This is a genomic window from Thiocapsa rosea (assembly GCF_003634315.1).
GTDB classification, from domain to species: domain Bacteria; phylum Pseudomonadota; class Gammaproteobacteria; order Chromatiales; family Chromatiaceae; genus Thiocapsa; species Thiocapsa rosea.
This window is the reverse complement of sequence record NZ_RBXL01000001.1, coordinates 5,661,956-5,680,293: the sequence shown is the minus strand read 5'-3', so window position 1 is coordinate 5,680,293 and position 18,338 is coordinate 5,661,956. Positions and strand designations below refer to the sequence as shown.

19 protein-coding genes and 1 pseudogene are annotated in these 18,338 nt (G+C 63.4%); 8 read left to right on the top strand and 12 right to left on the bottom strand.

Annotated elements, in window-relative coordinates:
• Nucleotide 1: 1 nt before the first annotated feature.
• Together BDD21_RS25180 and BDD21_RS25175 are read right to left on the bottom strand one after the other, a co-directional pair.
• The gene (locus tag BDD21_RS25180) at nucleotides 2–526 is read right to left on the bottom strand and encodes a GNAT family N-acetyltransferase (RefSeq protein WP_120799501.1); all 525 of its coding nucleotides are present in this window, start codon (nucleotides 524–526) and stop codon (nucleotides 2–4) included.
• Entirely contained in the window at nucleotides 523–825 is a 303-nt protein-coding gene (locus tag BDD21_RS25175; RefSeq protein ID WP_245969821.1) for a hypothetical protein, read from the bottom strand. Before BDD21_RS25175 ends, BDD21_RS25180 begins: the two co-directional genes overlap by 4 nt.
• Before the next feature lie 198 nt (nucleotides 826–1,023).
• Between BDD21_RS25175 and BDD21_RS25170 the strand changes: the two are divergent.
• Nucleotides 1,024–2,232, top strand: a pseudogene (locus tag BDD21_RS25170) (ISNCY family transposase); the annotation flags it as partial.
• 291 nt (nucleotides 2,233–2,523) lie between these two features.
• Nucleotides 2,524–3,672, top strand: a complete 1,149-nt coding sequence (locus tag BDD21_RS25165) for a hypothetical protein (protein WP_120799499.1) — start codon at nucleotides 2,524–2,526, stop codon at nucleotides 3,670–3,672.
• A 55-nt stretch (nucleotides 3,673–3,727) separates the two neighbouring features.
• Here BDD21_RS25165 and modC read toward each other — a convergent pair whose 3' ends face one another.
• The 7 genes from modC to BDD21_RS25130 form a co-directional block, all read right to left on the bottom strand.
• The gene (gene modC / locus BDD21_RS25160; RefSeq protein WP_245969818.1) at nucleotides 3,728–4,849 is read right to left on the bottom strand and encodes a molybdenum ABC transporter ATP-binding protein; all 1,122 of its coding nucleotides are present in this window, start codon (nucleotides 4,847–4,849) and stop codon (nucleotides 3,728–3,730) included.
• A complete protein-coding gene (gene modB / locus BDD21_RS25155) occupies nucleotides 4,840–5,529 on the bottom strand; it encodes a molybdate ABC transporter permease subunit (protein WP_120799498.1) in 690 nt (229 codons plus the stop codon). Before modB ends, modC begins: the two co-directional genes overlap by 10 nt.
• 6 nt (nucleotides 5,530–5,535) lie before the next feature.
• On the bottom strand, nucleotides 5,536–6,336 hold the full coding sequence (gene modA, locus BDD21_RS25150) for a molybdate ABC transporter substrate-binding protein (RefSeq protein WP_120799497.1): 801 nt from the start codon (nucleotides 6,334–6,336) through the stop codon (nucleotides 5,536–5,538).
• Between the two features lie 28 nt (nucleotides 6,337–6,364).
• Nucleotides 6,365–7,117: a molybdate ABC transporter substrate-binding protein gene (gene modA / locus BDD21_RS25145; protein ID WP_120799496.1), complete on the bottom strand. Its 753-nt coding sequence runs from the start codon at nucleotides 7,115–7,117 to the stop codon at nucleotides 6,365–6,367.
• Between the two features lie 108 nt (nucleotides 7,118–7,225).
• Nucleotides 7,226–8,038, bottom strand: a complete 813-nt coding sequence (locus tag BDD21_RS25140; RefSeq protein WP_120799495.1) for a TOBE domain-containing protein — start codon at nucleotides 8,036–8,038, stop codon at nucleotides 7,226–7,228.
• A gap of 149 nt (nucleotides 8,039–8,187) precedes the next feature.
• The gene (locus BDD21_RS25135; protein ID WP_120799494.1) at nucleotides 8,188–8,592 is read right to left on the bottom strand and encodes a hypothetical protein; all 405 of its coding nucleotides are present in this window, start codon (nucleotides 8,590–8,592) and stop codon (nucleotides 8,188–8,190) included.
• 263 nt (nucleotides 8,593–8,855) lie between these two features.
• Complete coding sequence (locus BDD21_RS25130; RefSeq protein WP_120799493.1) at nucleotides 8,856–9,272, bottom strand: hypothetical protein; 417 nt, start codon at nucleotides 9,270–9,272, stop codon at nucleotides 8,856–8,858.
• Nucleotides 9,273–9,704: 432 nt separating this feature from the next.
• Here BDD21_RS25130 and BDD21_RS25125 point away from each other — a divergent pair, with 432 nt between their 5' ends.
• The 5 genes from BDD21_RS25125 to serS all read left to right on the top strand — a co-directional run bounded on the left by BDD21_RS25125 (nucleotide 9,705) and on the right by serS (nucleotide 13,994).
• The gene (locus BDD21_RS25125) at nucleotides 9,705–11,255 is read left to right on the top strand and encodes a glycosyltransferase family 39 protein (protein ID WP_147431223.1); all 1,551 of its coding nucleotides are present in this window, start codon (nucleotides 9,705–9,707) and stop codon (nucleotides 11,253–11,255) included.
• 193 nt (nucleotides 11,256–11,448) lie between these two features.
• Nucleotides 11,449–12,027 carry a class I SAM-dependent methyltransferase gene (locus BDD21_RS25120; RefSeq protein ID WP_120799491.1) on the top strand — a complete coding sequence of 193 codons (579 nt, stop codon included), beginning with the start codon at nucleotides 11,449–11,451 and terminating at the stop codon, nucleotides 12,025–12,027.
• A 7-nt stretch (nucleotides 12,028–12,034) separates the two neighbouring features.
• Nucleotides 12,035–12,409 carry a fluoride efflux transporter CrcB gene (crcB, locus tag BDD21_RS25115; RefSeq protein WP_120799490.1) on the top strand — a complete coding sequence of 125 codons (375 nt, stop codon included), beginning with the start codon at nucleotides 12,035–12,037 and terminating at the stop codon, nucleotides 12,407–12,409.
• Nucleotides 12,406–12,726 (top strand): DUF190 domain-containing protein, encoded by a 321-nt coding sequence (locus tag BDD21_RS25110; protein ID WP_120799489.1) that lies wholly within the window; start codon nucleotides 12,406–12,408, stop codon nucleotides 12,724–12,726. The genes crcB and BDD21_RS25110 overlap by 4 nt, the downstream gene beginning before the upstream one ends.
• Entirely contained in the window at nucleotides 12,720–13,994 is a 1,275-nt protein-coding gene (gene serS, locus BDD21_RS25105; protein ID WP_120799488.1) for a serine--tRNA ligase, read from the top strand. The genes BDD21_RS25110 and serS overlap by 7 nt, the downstream gene beginning before the upstream one ends.
• Before the next feature lie 128 nt (nucleotides 13,995–14,122).
• Here the strand turns inward: serS and BDD21_RS25100 are convergent, their stop codons facing one another.
• Together BDD21_RS25100 and aqpZ are read right to left on the bottom strand one after the other, a co-directional pair.
• Nucleotides 14,123–14,482 carry a hypothetical protein gene (locus tag BDD21_RS25100; RefSeq protein WP_120799487.1) on the bottom strand — a complete coding sequence of 120 codons (360 nt, stop codon included), beginning with the start codon at nucleotides 14,480–14,482 and terminating at the stop codon, nucleotides 14,123–14,125.
• A 181-nt stretch (nucleotides 14,483–14,663) separates the two neighbouring features.
• Complete coding sequence (gene aqpZ / locus BDD21_RS25095) at nucleotides 14,664–15,401, bottom strand: aquaporin Z (protein ID WP_120799486.1); 738 nt, start codon at nucleotides 15,399–15,401, stop codon at nucleotides 14,664–14,666.
• 222 nt (nucleotides 15,402–15,623) lie between these two features.
• Here aqpZ and BDD21_RS25090 point away from each other — a divergent pair, with 222 nt between their 5' ends.
• The gene (locus BDD21_RS25090; RefSeq protein WP_120799485.1) at nucleotides 15,624–16,955 is read left to right on the top strand and encodes an alpha/beta hydrolase; all 1,332 of its coding nucleotides are present in this window, start codon (nucleotides 15,624–15,626) and stop codon (nucleotides 16,953–16,955) included.
• 237 nt (nucleotides 16,956–17,192) lie between these two features.
• On the opposite strand, the gene tsaD is transcribed toward BDD21_RS25090, so the two are convergent.
• Nucleotides 17,193–18,236 (bottom strand): tRNA (adenosine(37)-N6)-threonylcarbamoyltransferase complex transferase subunit TsaD, encoded by a 1,044-nt coding sequence (tsaD, locus tag BDD21_RS25085; RefSeq protein ID WP_245969817.1) that lies wholly within the window; start codon nucleotides 18,234–18,236, stop codon nucleotides 17,193–17,195.
• Nucleotides 18,237–18,338: the final 102 nt, after the last annotated feature.

Here is an 18,338-nt window from a genome sequence, read left to right as displayed (position 1 = left end):
GTCAGCGGTCGGTCGTGCAGGGAATCGCCGAGATGGGGAGGAACATCGGGATGGGTTCCGGCCGATGAAGCAACCCACCCTCGATGACCGCAAGCGGCTCAAAGCCATAGCGCCGATAGAAAGCCGTAGCCTCTGGTTTGGCGTCGACCACCACGCCGACGCAGCCAATCTCGTCGGCGGTCCGACAGGCGAGCGCCAAGCCGAAGCGCAGCAATGCGTTTCCGACCCCGCCGCCTTGCGCCTGTTTAGCGACCGCGAGCCGCGCCAGCCGGAGCACGGGCAAGGGATAACGCGGGAGTTGACGGCGGCGATCGACGGGGAAGCTGTCGATCTCGATCTCAGACGGCGCGACCGTAATAAAGCCCGAGATGTCATCGGCTTCAACCGCGATGTAGGTCACGCCAAGATGGTGACGAAACTGATTCTGTCCCGCGAAACGCTGAAAGAAACGATCGAGATCCGGATTTCCGCTGGTGAAACGGCGGCGATCATCGCCTGGCTCCAGGCGCCGGATCCGAAGACTCATGCCGGGTCGCCGGGCGCGGGATCCAGGGTCTCGTCGAACAGCGCCTGCATGGCCTGATTTGGTTGCTCCTTGGCATCCAGTCTCTCCAGAACCCGCTGTCCCGAGTCGCTGGTGATGATGAGTCGCGGCGGGACAAGCGTATCCTCGGGGAGCTCCGCGATGGCCTGCAAGTGATGCAAGAGCGCCTGTTCGATCACGAATCCCTTCTTCAAGCCCCGCGCGCGGACATAACGTTCGAGACGGTCACGGGTTTCGGAGGAAATATTCGCGGAAATCTGGGTCACTTTTCGTTGGCTCATATTATTTTCTACAGAACTGTAGAGGAGTCTAGCACGGCACGGAGGGCATGATGGCTGTGGGTGGAGATCGTCAGCAGTTCTAAATTTAAGACCATTATGTTATGAGGGACTCCTAAGAAGCTACTGGAGAGTCCTTTGGTCCTCAAGCCTGCCGTTGCCCAGAGTGATCCTGCGCCGGACGTGTTCTCGGTCACCGGCTTGGTGAAGCGGATTCGCGAGGCCTTGTTTGATTTGCCTGATCACCGTAAGGGCGGCAACAACCAGTCTTATGCCATCGGCGACGCTGCGCTGAGTGCCTTCTCGGCGTTTTTCCTGCAGAGTCCGTCGTTTCTGGATTACCAGCGGCGCATGCAGAAAGAGCACGGGGAGAACAACGCCAGCTCGCTGTTCGGAGTGCATCAGATCCCGAGCACGCAGCAGATCGGCAATCTGCTCGACCCGGTCTCGGCGGATCATCTCGCGCCGGTGTTCTTCGAACTCATCGAGGCGCTGCATCGGCACGGCGCCTTGGCATCGCACCGCGGCGTCGACGCACGCCTGCTGATTGCGCTCGACGGGACTCAGTACCACTGTTCCGAGTCGATCCACTGCGAGCACTGCTCTACGCGCACGCTGAGTAACGGCAAGACTCAGTATTACCATGTTGCCGTCACACCGGTGATCGTCGCCCCGGGGCAAGCGCAGGTCTTTGCCTTGCCACCGGCATTCGTGCGCCCGCAAGACGGGCAGGCCAAGCAGGACTGCGAGCTCAATGCTGCAACGCGGTGGCTGCTGCAGTGGGGTGCACGTATCGCGCCGTGGCGCACCACAATGCTGGGCGACGATCTGTACTGTCATCAGCCGTTCTGCGAGCAGGTGCTCGCGCTGGGCTGTGCGTTTTTGTTCGTCTGCCTGCCACCGTCGCACACGCTGCTGTATGAATGGGTTGCGGACTTCGAGCGCATCGGCGCGGTGCCGACCCTGGTGAACACATGCTGGACGGGCAAGCAGCGCCTCACCGAGACCTATCGCTGGCTCAATGATCTGCCGCTGCGCGACGGTGATGATGCCCTGAAGGTCGGTTGGTGCGAGCTGACGACCACCGATGCCGCGGGCAATGTGCTCTACCGCAACGCCTGGGCCAGCTCCGTGCCGGTCACCCGGGAGAACGTCGTCGAACTCGTCGCCGACGGGCGCAGCCGCTGGAAGATCGAGAACGAGAACAACAATACCCTCAAGACCAAGGGCTACAACTTCGAGCACAACTACAGCCACGGCAAACAGCACCTGTCCTCGCTGCTGGCAAGCCTGATGCTGCTGGCCTTCCTCACCCACAGCGTGCTCGATCTGCTCGACCAACGCTATCGCGCAATCCGCCGGAACCTACCCTCGCGGCGCACCTTCTTCGAACATCTGCGCGCGCTCACCTTGTACATGCCCTTTACCTCCTGGGATCACCTCTTCGACTTCATGCTGGAGGCCCTGCAGCCCGCGAGGCCGCCACCCAAGCGTCGATCGCCCGGACAACGGCGGCAAATTTAGAATTGCTGGGAGATCGTGGTGGCGCGATGCCTGCCGAGCGCTCGCATGCGGTCGACGCATGGGGCTTGCGGCCCTGTTTGACCGATGCGGCGAGGTCATGCCTTCGCGGCCCGGTGCTCGACTCGACCGGATCGCCATGGCAGGATCACCGCCTCTTCGACCTGACTCCTCGGTGCAATGAGCGAATACCAGTACTTCGAATTTCAGGCGATCGATCACCCTTTGACCCGCGAGCAGATGGCCGAGCTGCGGCGCTGGTCGTCGCGTGCAGAGATCACGGCGACCCGCTTCGTGAACGAGTATCAATGGGGTAATTTCAAAGGGAATCCCAACCGCTGGATGGAGGACTATTTCGACGCCTTCATGCACGTCGCGAACTGGGGCACGCACTGGCTCATGCTGCGTGTGCCGGCGACGCTGCTGAGCCCGGATGACGTCTCCGATTATCGCACCGAGGATGGGCTGGAGGTCTGGCGCACGCGCGACCAAACCATCCTGTCTTTTCGCTCCGAAACCGAGGATGCCGAGTGGGAGGGAGGCGATGGCTGGCTTTCGTCGCTGATCACCTTGCGTGCCAGTCTGATGCGCGGCGACCACCGCAGTCTCTATCTGGGTTGGCTCGCCGCCGCCTGGTCCACGGACTTGGCCGAAGACACACCCGAGCCGGCCGTTCCGCCGGGTTTGTCCACGCTGGATGCGCCCCACCGGAGTTTGGCGGAATTTCTGCGAATCCCTTCCGAGTTGATCGCTGTGGCCGCCGAGCGCAGCGTTGCGCTTCCAACGCAGCTGCCGGAGCGCGCAGCGATCGCCGGCTGGGTTGAGGCCCTGCCTGTCGTCGAGAAGGATGCGCTGTTGACCGAGCTGTTGCTCTCGGAGGCCATGCACCCTCTCCTCGCGTTGAGGCAGCGTGCCGACCGTGAGTTGAACGCCGTCACGGCGACCATTGGGGTTGGTAAGCAACGGACGGCTGGTGAACTCGTTCAGTGCACCCGGGCTCTGATCCGGGAGCACGAGGCGCGCCGGGCGGCTGAGCGTGCTGCCGAGAAGACCCGTCAGGCATCCGACGCCGCCGCGCGCCGCAAGTGCTATCTCGCCACGCTGCGCGGTCGCGAAGAAGAGTTATGGCAGAATATCGATCGACTGATCGACACCCGTCAGGCCGCGGGCTATAAACAGGCCGTCGATCTTCTCAACGACCTGCGTGAGCTTGCAGACACCACGGGGGCGGCGGAGATCTTCGGCGCACGCCTGCGGCGGTTGCGCGACCTGCACAGCCGCAAGCCGGCACTGATCCGGCGGCTTGACGAGGCCAGGCTCGTCGACTGAGGTCAGCCGGAGTGGAGCCATCCCCGCGCGGTCGGGCAAGCCATCAAGATGCGGTTTAATCGCCCAAGAGCGCCACGGCCTTGATCTGCGCCCACATCGCCTTGCCGCGGGCCACGCCGAGATGGTCCAGCGAGCGACGGGTAATGCGGGCGATCAGCGGGGTGCCGCCGGCATCCAGTCGCACCAGGCAATGCGCCGGGGTGTCGGCGTCGGCGATCTCCACGACGGTGGCGGGCAGCAGGTTGGCGATGCTGGTCCCGGTGGCGCGCTCCAGGGCCAGGCTGACGTCGCGGGCATGGACGCGGACGCGCAGGCGGTGACCGATCGGCTCCTTGCGTTGGGCGACGACGACGTTGCCGCCGGGGAAATCCAGACGCGAGAGATGATAGTTGTCGTCGTGCGACGCGACGACGGCCTCGATGACGACACCGGCATCCTCGGAGAAGGCGGTCGGCAGGTCCAGACGCGCCAGGGTCTCTTGAAGTCCACCCTCGGCGACGACGCGGCCCTCGGAGAGCAACACGACATAGTCGGCCAGGCGCGCGACCTCGTCGGGCGAGTGGCTGACATAGAAGACCGGGATCTCCAGCTCGTCGTGCAGGCGTTCCAGATAGGGCAGGATCTCGCCCTTGCGTTTAAGGTCCAGCGCGGCGAGCGGTTCGTCCATCAGCAGAAGGCGTGGACTGGTGGCCAGCGCTCGGGCGATGGCCACCCTTTGCCGTTCGCCGCCCGAGAGACGATCGGGCATGCGATCGAGCAGGTGCCCGATACCGAGCAGATCGATGGCCTGTTCGAGCGAGACCCGGTGCGCGCCGCCCACCCGCTTGCGGCCGTAGATCAGATTCTTGTGCACCGACAGATGCGGGAAGAGGCTGGCCTCCTGAAAGACATAACCCAGGGGGCGTTGATGGGTCGGGACGAAGCTGTTCCGTGCGCTGTCCTGCCAGACCTCGCCCTTGAAACTCAGATGCCCCTGACCCTGCCGCTCCAACCCTGCGATGCAGCGCAACAGTGTGGTCTTGCCGGACCCTGAATGGCCAAACAGCGCGGTGACCCCGCGCCCCGGCAGGCTCAGGTCCACATCGAGTAAAAAACCCGGCCATTGCACCCGAAAACGGGCCTCGACGGTTGGCGCGGCGGTCTCGTTCATCGCTTGGGGTGCGCCGTTCATTTCCATACGCTGGTCTTCCGAGAGTAGAGCGCCAACAGCACCAGGAAGCTGAAGATCAGCATGCCGGCGGCCAGGACATGGGCTTCAGCGTATTCCAACGCCTCGACATGGTCGTAGATGGCCACCGAGACGACGCGGGTCTTTTCCGGGATATTGCCGCCGATCATCAGAACCACGCCGAACTCGCCGACGGTATGGGCGAAGCCGAGGATTGCGGCGGTGATGAAGCCGGGCTTGGCCAAGGGCAGCATGACGGTGAAAAAGCTGTCCCAAGGATTCGCCCGCAGCGTCGCGGCGACCTCCAAGGGTCGCTCGCCGATGGCCTCGAAGGCGTTCTGGATCGGCTGCACGACAAAGGGCAGCGAATAGAACACCGAGCCGACCACAAGGCCCGCGAACGTGAAGGGCAGCAGCCCGATGCCGAGCCACTGCGTGAACTGTCCGACAGGTCCGTACGGACCCATCGCCACCAGCAGATAGAATCCGAGCACGGTCGGCGGCAACACCAACGGCAACGCAACCAAGGCGCCGACTGGCCCCTTCCATTTCGATCGGGTGCGGGCGAGCCACCACGCGATCGGCGTGCCGACCAGCATCAGGATGATCGTGACCACGCTCGCGAGCTTGAAGGTCAGCCAGACCGCTGCCCAGTCCGCATTGGTCAGTGCCGGATGAATGTCACCCATGCCCCGTCACTCCTCGATCTGCTCGCCGGGCAGCACGAAGCCGTAGTGTGCCATGATGGCGCGGGTCTCCGGGCTGGTCATAAAGTCTGCGAAGTCATGGGCCAGTGTGTTGCCCTTGGCGCGCAGCGTGACGATGAACCCTTGTTCCAGCGGCTCATGCAGCCTGTCGTCGATCAGGTGATAGCCGCCGGCCTCCACCAGCGTCGGATTCAGCGCCAGGGCCAGTGCGATGACGCCGACCTCGGCGTTGCCGGTCTGCACGAACTGGGCCGTCTGCGCGATGTTCTCACCCATGACGAGCTTGCCCTGCAGCGCGTCCCAGATGCCGGCCGAACGCAGTGCCTCCTCGGCACGCATGCCGTAGGGCGCATGCCGCGGATTGGCGATCGCGATCTTGCGGATCTTCGGGTCCGTCAGGTCGTTCAGCGTCATCGTTGTCGCGTTCAGCACCGGGCTCCAGAGCACGATGCGCCCGAAGGCATAGGGCCGCGTCGGGCCGGCGGACAGACCTTTTTCTTCGAGTCCGCGCGGGAAGGCGATGTCCGCTGAGAAGTACAGGTCGAAGGGTGCACCCTGTTGGATCTGGGTGTGGAACTTGCCCGAGGAGCCATAGATCACGTCGACCTTGGCATCCGGATGGGCGACTCGAAAGGCATCCACGATCTCGTCCATCGCGAACTTGAGATCCGATGCGGCCGCGATGGTGATGGCGCCGGCGGTGTCGGACGTTTGGGCAAGCACCGGAGCGGTCAAGCCCAGGGCCACCGTGGCGGTGATGGCGGTCAGTAGCGTGCGGATCGGATACATAGCGCGGCTCCGGTCAGAGGGTTGTGGTTTAAAGGTCATACCCGTACTCGGCGATGATGGCGCGGGCCTTCTCGCCCTTGAGATAGTCGAACAGCGCCTGCGTGGCGGGATTGTCGGCGCCGCGCGCGAGGATCACGGCATCCTGCCGGATCGGTTGATGCCGCTCGGCAGGGACCTCCCAGACCGAGCCCGCGATGCGCTCCCCGTCTTTGATGAGCTGAGAGAGTGCGAGGAATCCGAGCTCGGCATTGCCGCTCACGACGAACTGGAACGCCTGCGGCAGGTTCTCGCCCAAGACGAACTTGGGTTGCGCGGTTTCCAGCACGCCCATGCCGGTCATGACCTCGACGGCCGCCGCGCCGTAGGGCGCCAGCTTGGGGTTGGGAAGTGCGAGGTGACGGAAGTCGCCGACATAGAGGACGCGACCTTGATCGTCGACATAGCCGGGCTGCGGCGACCAGAGCACCAGCTTGCCGATCGCGTAGGTGAAGCGGCTGCCCGGTGCCGCCTGACCCGCCTGCTCCAGCTTCTCGGGCGTGGCTTCATCGGCTGACAGCAAGGCGTCATAGGGCGCCCCGTTGGTGATCTGAGCGTAGAACTTGCCGCTCGAGCCGAACGACAGGATGGCGCGATGACCGGTCTCGGCCTGGAACGCCTCGGCGATCTTCTGCATGGGGGCGGTGAAGTTGGCGGCGACGGCGACTTGGGTCTCGGCGGCCAGGACGGTGCCGGCCTGCGCTGCGAGCGCAAGGGTGATCAGCATAGAGCGAAAGGGGGTCATCGGGTTCGACCTCGGTGAAAGATGTGCGGTTTGTTCCATTGAGCGGGTCGCGTTATATCCATGTCGACATAACGCGACCCGCGAACATGCCTCGGAGATGGGATGGCCTCAGTCCGATACCGCCAGGATGACGTGCGGCGCCTTGATCAGCGCGCAGGCCCGCCCGCCTTCGGTGATCCCTAGGTCCTTGGTACTCTCCATCGTGATGATTGCGGCCAGTCGCGCGCCGCCATCGAGCGCCAAAACCACCTCGGTGTTGACTGCTCCCTCGGTGATCCGCTCGACCGTCCCGCACAGTCGATTCCGCGCCGAGGTTTTGAGCCCGCCATCCTCGGTCGCCAGGATGACGAACGACGCCTTGATCAAGGCGTAGGCTTCGACGCCCGGCTCAAGCCCGAGCGACTGGACGCTCTCGTTGGTGACAATAGCGACCAGCGGCGTGCCGCCGACATCGAGCGTGACCTCGGCGTTGACGGCGCCCGGTTTGATGGAAGCGACCACTCCGCGCAGATTGTTTCTGGCACTGACCTTCATATTCAAAGCTCCGATCAAGGTGTGGAAGCGATCGAAATCGCAGATGCCCTCGCGCAGTCGCGCAAGAAATTTTCTGTGCTCCCGCTCGGCGGTTTCGTAGACGGTGATCAAGCGTCGTCCCTCCTCCGTGAGCTCCGTTCCCCCACCATGGCGCCCGCCGGTGCGTCGCTGCACCAACGGCTGCGGGGACAGGTTGTTCATTGCATCGACTGCGTCCCAGGCGTGCTTGTAAGACATGCCCATCGCCTTGGCCGCTTGCGAGATCGACCCGGTTGCACCGATTCTGCGCAGCAGCTCGATGCGTCCCCGCCCGACGAATCCCTGTTCGTTGCGGTCGAGCCAGAGCGAGGCGGCGGTGTCGATGCTGTCGTCGGGCGTGTCGGTCATGGTCGGTGTCGAAGACTCCGGTGATGTCGTTATGTTTACGAAGATATAACGCATGACAAAAAAGCACGAAACATGCCGATATTGTGCGGCATCGGCGTGCGCAGTCGCCCGTGTCGCCACTTTGTATTCGAGCACGGCTCGCCGTCAGATCAACGCGGCATCCGCTCGTCGATGCTCATCGCGGTGGTCGCGGCGTCTTCATCGCCGAGCAACTCGATCCGGCGGTGAACCAGCCAGCGTCCGTCGTGCAGGCGCCAGGCGCTGACGGACTCGCTGTAGGACACGGCGAGGTAATACTCCTCGTCGTCGTCGGAGCGGACATCAAGCCGCCGGTAGTCATAGGCTTGGAAGCAGGGGATGTCGTTCCCGTCATGACCGACGACCCTCCGAGCGGCGACATCATGATCACGGAACACCCGGAACGAGCAGGGCGGTACGACGAGATCGATCCAGATCGGGCACAGATCCTCACGCCACGATGGTCGACAGGCCTGCCGGAAACCGCGCCTCCCGGGCGCGGGTCGGTGTCCATAAAGACATGGCACGTTCGTCATCGTCCTGGCTCCTGCCGTTCCCATCCAAAAACATCGCATACCGCGCTCGGCGCGGTTTAAACGGGTATCATCGCCGGAATCCTCGCAGGCATTCTCGAGGGTCGGATCTGTCGGTCTTGCAACAATCAGCCCGTCCTGAGCGGAAACCCAACAATACAAATGGAATTGCGGTGCGACCGACCCGGGCGCGATGCGGGACGATCGGCCGCTCCGACTCGAAACGCGCGATAGCGTTCCAGACCCGCCGAGCGGGGCATCCTCGATCAGCCCAGGATCCGTTCATAGCTGCGCCGCAGCAGATCCAGCTCGACGGGCGGAAGACCTCGCGCTTGGGTCAGATCGATGAAGCTGCTGCCGTGTGCCTGCGCCGTCTCGAAGGGCGGATCGATACTCGTGAAGCGCGCGAGGAAGACCTCGGTGCGCTCCTCGCCTGCGGCGATCTCGCAACGAAACCCCGGCTCCATCTCCAGGCTGCCGCTCGGCAGGCCGAGACGGACCTCGGCGTCGCGCAGAACCCGCGCGGGGTGGGTCACGACCTTCGGCGAGCCACCGCCGCGCTCGTCGATGGCGGCCTCCTCAGGCAGGGCTGCGAAGCCGCAGACGCCGCCGTAGGGCAGCCTCAAGAACCGGGTGCGGGCACTGGTCGACTGCTTGTGGTACATGATCAGGCGCGGAGCCATCGGCGAATCCCCTTCGGAGTTGAGCCCGGCGAAACGCCGGTGTGAGGTCGTGCAACGGGTTTCGATGCTGAGGAACGGTTCAGAAACAAGTAAAACAACTCGACGATAGAAGACCTTTCTTCCACAGTTGTCGTTGTCGTTGTCGTATTCGACAACGACAACGATCAGCTTCGGTGCTCAAGTTATTTCTGACACGTCACCTAGCAAACCTCGCGCCGAACGTCCGATGGACGGGTGCTCGTCAAGCGTCATCGGTTGCCCTGCCGCGCTCTGAGCCTCCGGCGCCGCTGTCGGTCAGGCTCTTGTCACGATTCCTTCATCAAGCCAAGCGCTCGGGTGTCGCATACTCACGGCCCACGCCCGTACCTCCCCCAATCAATCCGGTCTTGCGATCTCGTGTTCTCCGCTCCTCGCCGCTCGCGTTTATCGTCCGTGTCCCTGAGTCCCGTCCAGGCTCGGTTCTGGACGCTCGGGGTCGTGATCCTTCTCATGCTCGTGACCGGGTTCCGGCTGATCGGCCTCGACCATCTCCCGGTGTGGCACGATGAGGTCTTCACGCTGGTCCGCGTCTTCGGCCACCCGGCGGATCTCTGGGAGATGCTCTTCAGCGGCCGGTTGCTCACACCCGACGAGATCCTGGTCTTTCAGCGACCAGACCCTTCGAAGGGCTGGGACGAGACGTTGCGTGCGCTGGTCGAGCATCCGGAGCATGCGCCGCTCTACTACCTGGTGGGACGATGGGCGGCCATGCTGCCGCTTGATCCGGTGACGGCCCTGCGCGGGACCTCCGCTGCGTTCGGGCTCCTGCTGCCGCTCGCTGCATTCTGGCTGATGCGCGAGCTGTTCGGGCGTGGCCCGGTGCCCTGGGTGGCGGCCGCCGTGGTCGCCTTCTCGCCGTTGCATCTTCTCTATGCCCAAGAGGCGCGCCAATACGCGCTCTGGACGCTCTTGGTCCTGGCCTCCAGTGCAGCCCTGCAGCGTGCTTTGGACCGAAACCGACCGCGCGACTGGTGGCTCTACGGGCTCATGATGGCGCTTGGTCTCTACAGTCATCTCTTGTTCGCCCTCATGGTGCCCGTCCATGCCGCCTATATCGTGCTCGGGGCGATGCAGGGCTCCGCGTGTCGGTCGCGCCTGCGGGATCTTCCGGTCCGTTCATGGCTTTTGGCCGTCATCGCGGCCGGGGTCCTCTTTCTGCCCTGGATCTTTGCGCTGGTTTCGGGATTCGGGGACGCGGTCAATCACACGCAGTGGATGGAGCGGGCCGTCGGCGCGCAGCGCAATCTGCTGGCTTGGGGCGGGCACATCACGCGAGCCTTCCTGGATGTCAGCCCGCATGCGGACCCCCCGACCCTCTCGCTGCTTCTGCTCGCTCCGATCGCTGTCGGCTTGAGTCTCTACCTGTCGCGCGCGCCTCGCCCGCGCATGTGGCTGCTGGTGCTGATTGCCCTGGTCTATCTCGGCGTGGTGCTCGGTCCCGACCTGCTGCTCGGCGGAAGCCGATCGCAGCATGTGCGCTATGGCTTGCCGGCCGTTCTGGCGTTGCAGCTGATGGTGGCCTGGGGCATCGGCTCGGCACTGGTCCGCAGCGACGGGATACGCGTCCTCGCCGCCGCCGCGTTGGCGCTGATCATGGTCTTCGGGGCGCTCTCTCAGTGGCGTATCCTGCAGGCCGAGACCTGGTGGACGAAGCATTTCAGCGCGTCGAATCCCGAGGTCGCTCGGCTGGTCAATGCACTCGATCGCCCTTTGGTCGCCGTCAGCCCAAGCGGTGTCGCCGTCGGCGAGCTGGTGTCCTTGGCCTATCATCTCGACGACCGAGTCCGGATCTGGGGGCATGGCGACCCGGGCGCACCCGTGACGCTGCCGGGCGGCTTCGGCAGCCTGGTCTTGCTGCTCCCGAGCGCAGAGTTCCTCGCCGCGATCGGCCCGGAACGTGTGGCGGAGCCGATTGCCGGGACCTGGCAGTGGTTTCTCGAATGAGCCCGCCGCTGCCTCCGGGCTGATCGGACAGCGCGCGAATGTCCTGAACGTGCCGGCCCGAGGCCAGCATGCCCTCGATACCCTGTCCCTGCAGCCGCCTCAGCACCGCCCCGGGGTCGTGTGATGTAAGATTACGGGCGATTGCCCGTCACGAACCGTCGTCGCTGCCTTTTTACGCTGATCGATTCAAACAATGCCGAGACTTGACAACACCAGTTTTTATTTGGACTCGCTGACCTCGCATGGCGAGACTGCCAAGGGCGTGCAGTGGCAGTCGACTCAAAGCCAAGAGCTGCGCTTCAAGGTGCTGCGTCGGCTCCTGCCCGAGGATCTGTCGGAGTTGACCTTGGTCGATGCGGGTTGCGGATTCGGCGATCTCCATCGCTATCTCGACCGCTGCAACAGCCTGCCCGGACGCTACATCGGGTTGGACGTGATGGAGCCGATGGCGGAGGTCGCGCGTCGTCGCACCGGATGCGAGATCCGCATCTGCAACGTGCTGGAGGATCGGCTCCCGAGCGCCGACTACTATCTCTGCAGCGGTGCCATGAATAACCTGACCCGCGAGGAGACCTGGGAGTTTATCCGCCGTTGCTTCGCGGCGTCCCGGCACGGCTTCATCTTCAATCTGTTGAAGGGAACCGACGGTCCGGGCAGCTACAACTATCAGCAGCCGCGCGATCTTCTTGCGCTGGCCCGAGAGTTGGGTGCGGAGCCGCGTTTGGAGGAAGGCTATCTGAGCGGTGACTTCACCATGGCCTTGCTGAAGTAGGCATCGGATGCTTCAGCTCATCGCGATCGCAGCCGGCGGCGCGCTCGGCTCATTGGCGCGCTTCGGGATGTCGAGCGCCGTTTACGCGTGGCTCGGAAGGGGCTTCCCTTGGGGGACTTTGGCGGTCAACCTGCTCGGCTCCTTCCTGATGGGGCTCTTGTTCGTGCTTCTGATCGAGCGGTTGAGTTGGGCGCCGGAATGGCGCGGGGCGATCCTGATCGGCTTTCTCGGCGCCTTCACCACCTTTTCCACCTTTTCGATCGAGACGCTGAATCTTTTGGAAGAAGGGGCCATGATGGCGGCCTTTCTCAACATGGTGCTCAGCGTCTGGCTCTGTGTTCTGGTCTGTTGGGCCGGGATTATCCTCGGGAGGTCACTATGAGTCGGATCGAGGCGCTCATGGTTCGGGTCTATCTGTCCGAATCCGATCATGCGTTGAAGGCCATGCTTGCCTGTCTGCACGACGATCTCGGCGTTCGAGGCGTCACCGTCATGCGCGGGATCGAAGGGTATGGGGTGTCCGGGAAACGGCACGGTGCGTCCCTGATCGATCTCTCGCTCGATCTGCCCTTGGTGGTGGAGTTTTTTGATCGGCCCGAGAAGGCCGCGTCCGCTATCACGCGCATCGAGCGCTTCGTTCGGCCGGGTCATATCGTATCCTGGCCGATTACTGTCGAATTCGAGGAATCCGAATGTTAGATCCACGCCTGCTGCGGACCCAGTTGGACGAGGTTGCCGCGCACCTGTCACGTCGCGGTCTGGTCCTGGATACCGCGCGCATCGAGTCGTTGGAGACCGAGCGCAAGGCCTTGCAGGTCGAGGTCCAGTCGCTGCAGAACGAGCGCAACACCCACTCGAAGGCGATCGGGAAGGCCAAGGCGTCCGGTGCGGACATTGCGCCCTTGCTGGCCGAGGTCTCCGACCTGGGCGAGCGTCTGAAGGCATCCGAGGTGCGGCTCGAGGAGATCCAGGCGGCGGTGGAGGAGATCGCCCTGGGTCTGCCCAACCTGCCGGATGAGAGCGTGCCGGACGGGCGAGACGAGCGCGAGAATCGCGAGGAGCGTCGCTGGGGCGAGCCGCCGAGCTTCGGTTTTACGCCGCGGGACCACGTCGACCTCGGCGCATTCAGCGGCTGGATGGATTTCGACCTCGCTGCCAAGATTGTGGGCTCGCGTTTCGTAGTCTTGTCCGGTCCTCTCGCACGCCTGCATCGGGCGCTGATCCAGTTCATGCTCGACATCCATACCGGCGAGCACGGCTACACCGAGGTCTATGTCCCCTATCTGGTGAACGCGGAGAGCCTCTACGGGACCGGCCAGCTCCCCAAGTTCGAGCAGGACCTTTTCAAGGTGCCGGGCGAGCGCGATCTCTATCTGATCCCGACCGCCGAGGTGCCGGTGACCAATCTGGTCCGTAACCTGATCCTCGATGCCGGCGAGCTGCCGCGCAAATGGGTCGCCCACACACCCTGTTTTCGCAGCGAGGCCGGCTCCTACGGCAAGGACACCCGCGGGATGATTCGCCAACATCAGTTCGAGAAGGTCGAGCTGGTGCAGGCCGTGCGCCCCGAAGAGTCGCTCCAGGCACTGGAAGACCTGACCCGGCATGCCGAGTCCATCCTTCAGCGTCTCGGACTCGCCTATCGCGTGGTGTCGCTCTGCTGCGGTGATCTCGGTTTCTCCTCGCGCAAGACCTACGATCTGGAGGTCTGGCTACCGGCTCAGGAAACCTATCGCGAGATCTCCTCCTGCAGCAACTTCGGCGACTTTCAGGCCCGCCGACTTCAAGCCCGCTGGCGCAATCCCGAGACCGGCAAACCGGAGCTGCTGCATACGCTCAACGGCTCCGGCCTTGCCGTCGGGCGCACGCTCGTTGCCCTGTTGGAAAACTATCAGAAGGCGGACGGGCGTATCGTCATCCCGGAGGTGCTGCGGCCTTACATGGGCGGCCAGGACGTACTGGGGTAAGGTCCGCGATGAGACACGAGGCTCGGCGACGGGATCGATGCAGCCGCTGAGAGAATGGAAGATCCTCGTCCGGGACATGCTGCCTTGATGATCGCGGCCATGACAGGCATTGATCATCGTTTGGTCCACTACAGAGATTTCGCGTTCGGCGGCGCGAAGGGCGTGAGGTGGCCGTCCGTATCCAGGGTCCAACGTGTCCCGTCGGTGGCAGGGATCCCGGTCTCCAGGCGCCAGCGTTCGGGCAGAGGGCGGGGCAGGGCGAGCATGCCGCCGGCCGGGGTGTCCATCAGAGTGAACTCCAGTCGTGCGTTGATCGGGTCCTTGATCTCCACCCGCACCCGCCAGCAGCCGTTCCACTCGCGATAAAAATCAAACGCCAGCTCGACGGGGCCGACGAGCTCCGTCAATAGGGTACGAATCAGATTGCGGGCGACATTCACACGCCGGCGAAGGTCGGTCAGGGGGATCGGAAGCGGATCTTGCGGCATCTTGTATCTCGGCCATCGAAGGTCGAGTCATCCTACAGTCGGTTGTCGAAGCCGCAAAGGAGTGGTCGAGGCGGGACACGCGGTGGCGGCTCGGGGTGGATCGACGACGTGCGTTCTTCGGTGAACGGTCACTTGGGGCCGCAGCCAATGCGGCGTCGGCCCCGAGAGGCTCCTGTGCTCGTCAAGCTGTATGCTTTTGCTCGAACAGGCGATACACCACCCCTGCAATCGCTGCACCGATCAGCGGTCCGACCCAGAACAGCCAGAGCTGGCCCGCCGCCTGACCTTGTCCGCCGGTGAGCAGCGCCAAAGCGGGTCCGGTGCTGCGCGCCGGGTTGACCGAGGTGTTGGTGATCGGGATCGAGATCAGATGGATCAGCGTGAGCGCCAGGCCAATGGCGAGACCCGCATGGGTACCAATGCCGCGTTTGTCAGTCGCGCCGAGGATAATGAAGAGGAACATGGCGGTCATGACGATCTCGGTCACCAACCCGGCGAACAAGCCGTAACCCTGCGGTGAGAGGCTGTCGTAACCGTTGACGGCCAAGCTGTTGGCGGCGAGCGTGAAGGTCGCTTGCCCCTCTTTGTGAACGCCCATGTCCGAGGCGATGAACCAGATCAGGAAGGCGGCGACGATGGCGCCGAGGACCTGGGCGACGACATAGACCGGAACATCGGCGAAGGGGAAGCGACCGCCTACGGCGAGTCCCAGCGAGACGGCGGGGTTCAAGTGACAGCCGGAGATATGACCGATGGCATAGGCCATCGTCAATACGGTTAAACCAAAGGCGAACGAAACGCCCAGATAGCCGATTCCGACGTCCGGAACGCCTGCTGCAAAGACGGCGGCTCCGCAGCCGCCAAGGACAAGCCAGAAGGTTCCGATCAGCTCGGCGAGCGCGCGTGTCATGAGTGGCATCGCAATGTCCTCCGGTAAGTTGAAGCATGAAATGGCGCCGTATAATAATCCCTGTTTCGGTTGCACACTATCTGTTTCTTTGTCTTGATCTCGGCTCTTTCCTTAAACCGATGCGCCGAGTGAAATGCCTTCTTTCTTAATGGAATTTCCGCAAGCCACCATCGGTTTGATTCCGCGTTCGTTTCGGCAGCGATTAACCTTTTTTGGATAGGTATAAGGCGAATGAATCGGACCTTCGCGTGCGTATCGGCCGTCATGCTGACGGTTGCGGTTATATCCGGCTGTGCGACCAAGCCGCGGCAGCTGATGCCGACGCCGTTGGTCTATCAGGAGCCGAACGGGCAGGTGCTCTTCGAGAAGATCGCAGCATCGCAGCAACGCCCCGAAGTCGATCTGCTCTTCATCACCAATCGTGCTGCGCAGGATGATCCCGAAAGCCGTCTCCCCTATGGGCAGACGCGCCGTAAAGGGATGGTGTTCGGCTCGGCCGAGGTGCGCATGGTCCCCGCGATCGATTGGGAGACTCTGAAGGCCCAAAGTCGGCTTGCCGAGCGGACATCCGAGGTCGCCCTGGAGCTTGGGACAGTCAAGGAATTTGCGGCATTTCCGCAAGAGCCTTACCGGATTATTCGGGCGGGCGAAAACACGCTGAGTCGGGATCCGATCGAAATGCGAGAGTTCGACGCGACCAAGGCGGCCTTTCAGGAGGAGATCCGGCGTCGCTTGGCCCTGTCGCCGAAGAAGGAGGTCATGCTCTACGTTCACGGCTTTAACGAGACCTTCGCCACGGCGGCCTTTACGGCCGCGGAACTCTGTCACTTCTTCGGTCGCGAGCAGGTCTGCAGTTTCTTCACCTGGCCGGCATCCTCGACCGGGAACTTCCTGATCTCGTATACCACGACCACTGAATCCGCCGAGTACGCGGTCGACCATCTCAAAAAGAGCCTGCGCATGATCGCGGGGACGCCCGGTGTGGAGCGTATTCAACTGCTGGCGCACAGCCGCGGGACGGCTGTGCTCCTCAATGCCTTGAGGGAGTTGATGATCGAAGCGATCGCCTTGGGAGTGGACCCCGCCGATGCCTACCGAATCTATAACGTCGTCCTTCTCTCCCCCGATATCGACGTGGACATTGCCGGGCAGAAGATTACCGGATTCGTATCGGATCCGGACCTGACCCGCGCATGGCCGGACGATGCGTTGCCGCGCCTCCTGAATGGCCGGCTAAGCATCTATGCCTCGCCGGACGATCGTGCGCTGAGCGTCTCGCGGATCCTCTTTCGCAGTCGCAACCGAGTCGGCCAGCTTCGCCCGGAGGACATTGCTCCCGCGATGCAGACCTATTTCGGAACCTTCGGCCGGATCGATCTGATCACCTTCTCGGGTGAGCGCACCGATCTGTTCGGTCACTCTTACTTCACGACCAACCCCAAGGTCAGCTCGGATCTCGTGCAGTTGATTCGGTTCGGGAAAGGCCCCGGCGATCCTGGACGTGATCTTCTACGCACGGGACCGGCAACCTGGGAGTTCAGGGCCGAGGGCGATTCGCGGTGAACGCTGGAGGCTGCGAGCCGGAAAATCAGCCTGATCTCGCTAGCGCTAAACCGCGCCCAGAGCGAGATGCTGATTTCCGAGTGAGCTCGACGTTTGGCGCATCCACAACGCTGAGCGTGGGCGCGGCTTAAAATAGTATATTTTTTTGAATATCTTAAACCGCGCCTGCTCCAGCGCGCGTTAAGTCTGCCGGGGCCGACCCCATCCAAAAACATCGCATACTGCACTGGGCGCGGTTTAAGCGGGTGTCAGCTCTTCCATCGGCCAACGCGCCCTGGGCTTGAAGGCGAGGGGCTCGAGATGGCCTGCGCGCAGGCGCTGCCAGCCGGCGTAGGCGATCATGGCGCCGTTGTCGGTGCACAGGGAGGGTCTGGGGTAGAAGGTCTCGCCGCCCGCGGCAGCGATGGCGGTGTTCATACGTTCGCGCAGTCGGCGGTTGGCGCTGACGCCGCCGGCGAGGATCAGGCGCCGATGGCCGGTCTCCTGCAGGGCGCGACGACACTTGATCACCAGGGTGTCAACCACCGCCTCCTCGAAGGCACGGGCGATGTCGGCGCGGGTCTGGTCCGGGTCGAGCGCCTCGGGAACGGTCTCGCGAACGGTATTGAGTGCGAAGGTCTTGAGCCCGCTGAAACTGAAATCGAGCCCCGGTCGGTCGGTCATGGGGCGAGGGAAGCGGAAACGCTTGGGGTCACCGTGCTCGGCGAGCTTGGCGAGCTCCGGGCCGCCGGGGTAGGGGAGATCGAGGATCTTCGCGGTCTTGTCGAAGGCCTCCCCGGCGGCGTCGTCGAGCGATTCGCCCAAGATGCGGTAGCGGCCCACGCCGGTCACGTCGACCAGTTGAGTGTGTCCGCCCGAGACCAGGAGTGCCACGAAGGGGAAGGGGGGCGCCGGATCTTCGAGCAGGGGTGCGAGCAGATGTCCCTCCATATGATGCACGCCGACCGCCGGCACACCCCAGGACCAGGCGAGGCTACGACCCAAGGCGGCGCCGACTAGGAGTGCGCCGACCAGACCGGGACCGGCGGTGTAGGCCACGCCGTCGATCGATGCGGGATCGAGCCCCGATTCCTCGAGGACCTGTCGGATCAGCGGCAGTGTCTTGCGCACGTGATCGCGCGAGGCCAGCTCCGGGACGACGCCGCCGTACTGGGCGTGGATCTCGATTTGACTGTAGACAGCTTGGGCAACCAGACCGCGTTCGCCGTCGTAGACGGCCACTCCGGTCTCGTCGCAGGAGGTCTCGATCCCGAGGACACGTCTTACGATCCTTTTGGGCACATGATCACCGGTTTGTTGGTGCGTTGTGCCGGGCGGGAGCGAGGCACAACGAAGCTGAGATACCTATTGTGCTTCCTGCGCCAGCACAACCTACAGAGTAAG